Source organism: Stenotrophomonas sp. S41 (genome assembly GCF_016624625.1).
Lineage (GTDB): Bacteria > Pseudomonadota > Gammaproteobacteria > Xanthomonadales > Xanthomonadaceae > Stenotrophomonas.
Window position 1 is genome coordinate 1 of sequence record NZ_JACVTV010000170.1, and the last position, 5,419, is coordinate 5,419.

General features: G+C 69.6%; 6 protein-coding genes. 3 read left to right on the forward strand and 3 right to left on the reverse strand.

All coding sequences use genetic code 11. The features are described from left to right. Positions 1-187: 187 nt before the first annotated feature. Positions 188-1,363, forward strand: coding sequence for a phosphoglycerate kinase (locus IAE56_RS20365; protein ID WP_164075498.1), 1,176 nt, complete (start codon positions 188-190; stop codon positions 1,361-1,363). Continuing rightward, positions 1,360-2,028: an HAD hydrolase-like protein gene (locus tag IAE56_RS20370; RefSeq protein WP_200753770.1), complete on the forward strand. Its 669-nt coding sequence runs from the start codon at positions 1,360-1,362 to the stop codon at positions 2,026-2,028. Before IAE56_RS20365 ends, IAE56_RS20370 begins: the two co-directional genes overlap by 4 nt. Positions 2,029-2,072: 44 nt before the next feature. On the opposite strand, the gene IAE56_RS20375 is transcribed toward IAE56_RS20370, so the two are convergent. The 3 genes from IAE56_RS20375 to ftsY all read right to left on the reverse strand — a co-directional run bounded on the left by IAE56_RS20375 (position 2,073) and on the right by ftsY (position 4,889). Continuing rightward, positions 2,073-2,342: an oxidative damage protection protein gene (locus tag IAE56_RS20375; RefSeq protein ID WP_108768528.1), complete on the reverse strand. Its 270-nt coding sequence runs from the start codon at positions 2,340-2,342 to the stop codon at positions 2,073-2,075. 5 nt (positions 2,343-2,347) lie between these two features. After that, positions 2,348-3,472, reverse strand: coding sequence for an A/G-specific adenine glycosylase (gene mutY, locus IAE56_RS20380; RefSeq protein WP_200753771.1), 1,125 nt, complete (start codon positions 3,470-3,472; stop codon positions 2,348-2,350). A gap of 118 nt (positions 3,473-3,590) precedes the next feature. Continuing rightward, the gene (gene ftsY / locus IAE56_RS20385; protein WP_200753772.1) at positions 3,591-4,889 is read right to left on the reverse strand and encodes a signal recognition particle-docking protein FtsY; all 1,299 of its coding nucleotides are present in this window, start codon (positions 4,887-4,889) and stop codon (positions 3,591-3,593) included. A 130-nt stretch (positions 4,890-5,019) separates the two neighbouring features. Here ftsY and IAE56_RS20390 point away from each other — a divergent pair, with 130 nt between their 5' ends. Continuing rightward, positions 5,020-5,316: a flagellar basal body protein gene (locus tag IAE56_RS20390; protein WP_200753773.1), complete on the forward strand. Its 297-nt coding sequence runs from the start codon at positions 5,020-5,022 to the stop codon at positions 5,314-5,316. Positions 5,317-5,419: the final 103 nt, after the last annotated feature.

The window sequence follows — 5,419 nt, forward strand, 5'->3', positions numbered from 1 at the left end:
CGCCCCGCCTCCCCCCCCCCCCCCCCCCCCCGCGCCCCCGGCCCCCCACACAGACAACCCAGAGCCGACCATGCGGGCTGTTGCTGTTCGCTGTTGCCGTACGCCTCTGCCTGCCGCAGGCATCGCCACCCGATACAATGCCCGTCTGCCGTAACCGGCATCCTGTCCCCGAGCCAAAGAGTTGCCCATGTCCATCGTCCGCATGACCGACCTCGACCTCTCCGGCAAGCGCGTGCTGATCCGCCAGGATCTGAACGTGCCGATCGAGAATGGCCGCATCACCTCCGAACAGCGCATCACCGCTTCGCTGCCGACGCTCAAGCGCGCGCTGGAGCAGGGTGCCGCCGTGATGGTCACCTCGCACCTGGGCCGCCCGAAGGAAGGCGTGTGGAGCGAAGCCGACTCGCTGGCGCCGGTCGCCGCGCGCCTGTCCGAGCTGCTCGGCCGCGAGGTTCCGCTGGTGCGTGACTGGGTCGACGGCGTCGATGTGCAGCCGGGCCAGCTGGTGCTGCTGGAAAACTGCCGCATGAATGTCGGCGAGGGCAAGGATGACGAAGCCCTGTCCAAGCAGTACGCCGCGCTCTGCGACGTGTTCGTGATGGATGCCTTCGGTACCGCGCACCGCGCCCAGGCCTCCACCCACGGCGTCATCCGCTTCGCCCCGGTCGCCGCCGGTGGCCCGCTGCTGATGGCCGAGCTGGACGCCCTGGCCAAGGCGCTGGACGCGCCGGCCAAGCCGCTGCTGGCCATCGTTGCCGGCAGCAAGGTCAGCACCAAGCTGGAACTGCTGGCCAACCTGGTCGGCAAGGTCGACCAGCTGATCGTCGGTGGCGGCATCGCCAACACCTTCATCGCCGCCGCCGGCTACAACGTGGGCAAGTCGCTGTACGAACCGGACCTGCTGGATACCGCGAAGAAGATCGTGGCTGATGCGCAGGCACGTGGTGCGGCCATTCCGCTGCCGGTGGACGTGGTCACCGCCAAGCAGTTCCTGCCCGATGCCGCCGCCGAAGTGAAGGCCGTCGACGCCGTGGCCGAGGATGACCTGATCCTGGACATCGGCCCGCAGACCGCCGCGCAGTACGCGCAGCTGATCGAGAAGGCCGGCACCGTGGTCTGGAACGGCCCGGTCGGCGTGTTCGAATTCGAAGCCTTCAGCAAGGGCACCGAAGCGCTGGCCCGTGCCATCGCCAGCTCCAAGGCGTTCTCCATCGCCGGTGGCGGTGACACCCTGGCGGCCGTCGACAAGTTCGATATCGCCGGTGATGTCAGCTACATCTCCACCGGTGGCGGCGCGTTCCTGGAATTCCTGGAAGGCAAGACCCTGCCGGCCGTGGCTGCGCTGGCCGCACGCGGCGCATGAGCGCCGACCTGCGTGCTGACGGAGAAGAGCGTGCAACGCTCTTCTTCGACATGGATGGCACCCTGATCGATTCGGAAGTGGGCATCACCACCTGCATCGCCTATGCGCTGCAGAAGATGGGCCACCCGGTGCCGCCGCAGGAAACCCTGCTGGGCTGGATCGGGCCGTCGCTGCGCACCACCTTCGGCCCGCTCTTCGGGGATGAGGTGCGGGTGGAGGAGGCCGTGGCCTTCTACCGCGAGCGTTTCGACGTGGAAGGCTGGCGCGAGCACACGATCTACCCGGACATCGAAGCGACCGTGCGCGCGCTGCATGGTCGCGGCCACCGCCTGGCCGTGGTCACCGCCAAGAACGAGCCGCACGCGCGGCGCATCGTCGAGCACCTGCCGTTCGGCAGCCTGTTCGATGAAGTGATCGGTTCGACGCCGGACGGCTCGCGCAGCAGCAAGCCGCAGCTGGTCGGCGAGGCCCTGCTGCGCCTGCAGCTGCAGCCGGCGCAGTGCTGGATGATCGGCGACCGCCGCATGGACATCGAAGGCGCGCGCCATCACGGCCTGCGCAACGTGGGCGTGCTGTGGGGCTTCGGCGGCGAAGCCGAGCTGACCGAGGCCGGTGCCGGCCACCTGGCCCGCGAACCGGCGCAGTTGCTGGCCCTGCTGGCCTGAACTTTGGCGCTCCTGGTCGCCGGGCATGGCCCGGCGCTACCGGCTCAGGCTTCGGGGGTGAAGCCGGCCGGCTTTTCAGCGTCTTTCTCGAACAGGAACTTGACCAGCTCCGCTTCCAGCATCGCGCGGTGCTCCGGCTTGCGCGGCGACAGGCGGTTTTCGTTGATCAGCATGGTCTGGTGCGCCAGCCAGGCCGCCCAGGCCTGCTTGCCGATATGGTTGAACACGCGCTGGCCCAGGTCACCGGGATAGGGCACGAAGTCCAGGCCCTCGGCATCGCGTTGTTCGTACTGGCAGAAGACGGTTCGGGGCATGGCACTCACTCGTGGTTGCGGGGTTTGGTGGCTCTGCGTTTCGGCGCCTTCACCGGCGTGCCGTCCAGCAGCTTGCGGATCGGCGCGGGCAGGCCCAGCGCCGGAAGTTCGTCAGCGGCGACCCAGCGCAGCGCGGGTTCTTCCACGCGCAGGCCGCGCACCTGCCGCGACAATACCTGCAGGTGCAGCCGATAGTGGCTGAAAGTGTGCTGCAGCACCGGCAGTTCCTCGGCATCTTCCAGCGAACCGTCGACATGGGCGTCGAACCAGTCCTGCAGGTCGCTGCCGGCGTCGGCCTGCGGCAACGTCCACAGCTGCGCCCAGATGCCGGTGTCCGGGCGCTTCTGCAGCAGCACGCGCTGCTGGGCGTCACGCAGCAGCAGGGCCACGGCTTCGCGCTCGGGCAGGGTCTTGCCGGGTTTCGGCGTGGGCAGGTCGGCGGTGCGGCCTTCGCGGCGTGCCACGCAGTCTTCCTGCATCGGGCAGATCACGCAGGCCGGCTTGGCACGGCTGCACACGGTCGCGCCCAGATCCATCTGCGCCTGGGTGTAATCGGCCATGCGACCAGCCGGCACCTGCGCTACATGCGCTTCGGCCAGCGACCACAGCTGCTTCTCGATGGCCGGCAGGCCGGGGAAACCCTCGATGCCGTGATAGCGGCTGAGCACGCGCTTGACGTTGCCATCGAGGATCGCGAATGGGTCGTTCCAGGCCTGGCTGAGGATCGCGCCGGCAGTGCTGCGGCCGATGCCGGGCAGCGCGTGCAGGGCATCGAAATCGCGCGGCAGGTCGCCGTCGTGCAGCTCCACGCAGCGCTTGGCTGCGGCGTGCAGGTTGCGGGCGCGGGCGTAGTAGCCGAGTCCGGCCCACTGCGCCATCACCGCGTCGTTGCTGGCGGCGGCCAGGTCGGGCAGGGTCGGGAAGTGCTGCAGGAACCGCTGGAAATACGGGATGACCGTGGTCACCTGGGTCTGCTGCAGCATGATCTCCGACAGCCAGACCCGGTAAGGACTGCGCGGATGCTGCCAGGGCAGGTCGTGGCGTCCGTGGTCGTCGAACCAGTGCAGCAGGTGGGCGACGAAGCCGTCTGCGGGATCAGGTGCGGCGCTGGCGTGCGGCTGGCGGGGCATGGGTGTTCCGGAGAAGGGCGCAGCCACCCATGGGGTGGCTCTACTGGATTGCGGTGGCGCCACGCCATGCGTCGCGCGCAGGGCGGCAGAGCCACGCCATGCGTGGCTGCACGGCGTATCAGGCGCCCAGCGCTTCAGGCAGCAGGGCGTCGACGAAGGCTTCCGGATCGAACACGCGCAGGTCTTCCGGGCGCTCGCCGATGCCGGCGAAGCGGATCGGAATGCCGAACTCGCGGGCCAGGGCGAACACCACGCCGCCCTTGGCGGTGCCGTCCAGCTTGGTCACCACCAGGCCGGTCACCTTCACCGCGGCATTGAACTGGCGCAGCTGCGAGAGCGCGTTCTGGCCGGTGGTGCCGTCGATGACCATCAGCACTTCGTGCGGCGCGGTCTCGTCGATCTTGCCGAGCACGCGGCGGATCTTGCCCAGCTCGTTCATCAGGCCGGACTGGGTGTGCAGGCGACCGGCGGTATCGGCGATCAGCACCGAGGTGCCGCGTGCCTTGCCGGCCTGCAGGGCGTCGTAGGCGACCGAAGCGGCGTCAGCGTTCTGTCCCTGGGCGACCACGGCCACGCCGTTGCGCTCGCCCCAGGCCTGCAGCTGGGCCACGGCGGCGGCGCGGAAGGTATCGCCGGCGGCCAGCATCAGGCTGTGGCCCTCGTCCTTGAAGCGCTTGGCCAGCTTGCCGATGGTGGTGGTCTTGCCGACGCCGTTGACGCCGACGGTGAGCACCACGAAGGGCTTGGCGTTGCGGTCGATCACCAGCGGCTTGGCGACCGGCTGCAGGATCGCGATCAGTTCGCTGCGCAGCGCGGCGAGCAGCGCATTGGCATCGACGAACTCGCGCGACTTCATGCGCTTGCGCAGGCCCTCGACCAGGTCGGTGGTGGCGCCCACGCCGACGTCGGCGGTGATCAGTGCGGTTTCCAGCTCGTCCAGCAGATCGTCGTCGAGCTTGGGATTGCGCGAGAACAGGCCGCCGAAGCTGCGGGCGATGACGCTGTTGCGCAGGCGCTCGCGCCAGCCGGGCTTGCCGGCCGGGGCCGGGGCGGCATCGACCAGTACCGGCAGGTCCGTGGCAGGCGTGGCCGGCGCTTCGGCCGGGGTGACCGGGGCCAGCGGTGCAAGCACGGCGGCTGCAGCCAGGGCCTCGGCTTCGAAGTCCTCCGGGGCGATGACACGTTCCGGGGCCGGGGCAGGCGGCGCAGCGGCGACCGGCGGCTCGGGCGCTACGACAGGCGCAGGGGCGGTGACCTCGACGCTGGCCGGCGTGGCGACCGGCGCGGCCGGGGCTTCTTCGACCGGGGCAGCAGACGGGAACGCCGCCGCCAGCTCGTCAGCCGAGTAATGCTGGGTCTTGGGCACGTCCGGCGTGGCGGCGTCCTGGGGCTTCTTGCGGCGGAAAAAACTGAGCATTGGCAAAAGGCGCTGAAATCAGAGGGATATGCTACCACTCGGGCCCGTTGACCCGATGTGGACTCAAGGTTGCGCGTGCCGGGCCGTTAACCGGTCCGAGGGGCTGCGCAGGGTGGCCCGGAGACCGTCGATGAATGTGATGGAGACTGCGCTGTCCGGAATGCGTGCGGCCCAGCAGGGCGTGCAGGTGGCCGCACACAACGTGGCCAACCTCGCCACCCCGGACGCGCAGCGCCTGCAGTTGCAGCGCAGCCCGGTGGAGCAGGGCGGGGTGGAAACCACCGTCAATGCCACCGATCCGGACCCGACGGCGCCGCTCGGCGACCTGCTGGCAGCGAAAGCCGAGGTGGTGGCCTTCGCCGCCAATGCCACGGTAATCCGTAGCCAGGACCAGATGCTGGGCTCGCTGCTGGATCGGGAAGCGTAGGGCAGTCGAGCACGGCTCGACTCTACAAAAGCCTGTCACCGCCCGGTAGCGGCGGGGCCGGCCCCGCGCGCGCCCCCCCCGGCGCAGCCCCACCGGCGGCCCG

What these genes read in the sequence shown, in the direction of transcription:
- IAE56_RS20365 (WP_164075498.1), top strand. Translation starts at nt 188, where the DNA reads ATGTCCATCGTCCGCATGACCGACCTCGACCTCTCCGGCAAGCGCGTG.
- IAE56_RS20370 (WP_200753770.1), top strand. Translation starts at nt 1,360, where the DNA reads ATGAGCGCCGACCTGCGTGCTGACGGAGAAGAGCGTGCAACGCTCTTC.
- IAE56_RS20375 (WP_108768528.1), bottom strand. Translation starts at nt 2,342, where the DNA reads ATGCCCCGAACCGTCTTCTGCCAGTACGAACAACGCGATGCCGAGGGC.
- mutY (WP_200753771.1), bottom strand. Translation starts at nt 3,472, where the DNA reads ATGCCCCGCCAGCCGCACGCCAGCGCCGCACCTGATCCCGCAGACGGC.
- ftsY (WP_200753772.1), bottom strand. Translation starts at nt 4,889, where the DNA reads ATGCTCAGTTTTTTCCGCCGCAAGAAGCCCCAGGACGCCGCCACGCCG.
- IAE56_RS20390 (WP_200753773.1), top strand. Translation starts at nt 5,020, where the DNA reads ATGAATGTGATGGAGACTGCGCTGTCCGGAATGCGTGCGGCCCAGCAG.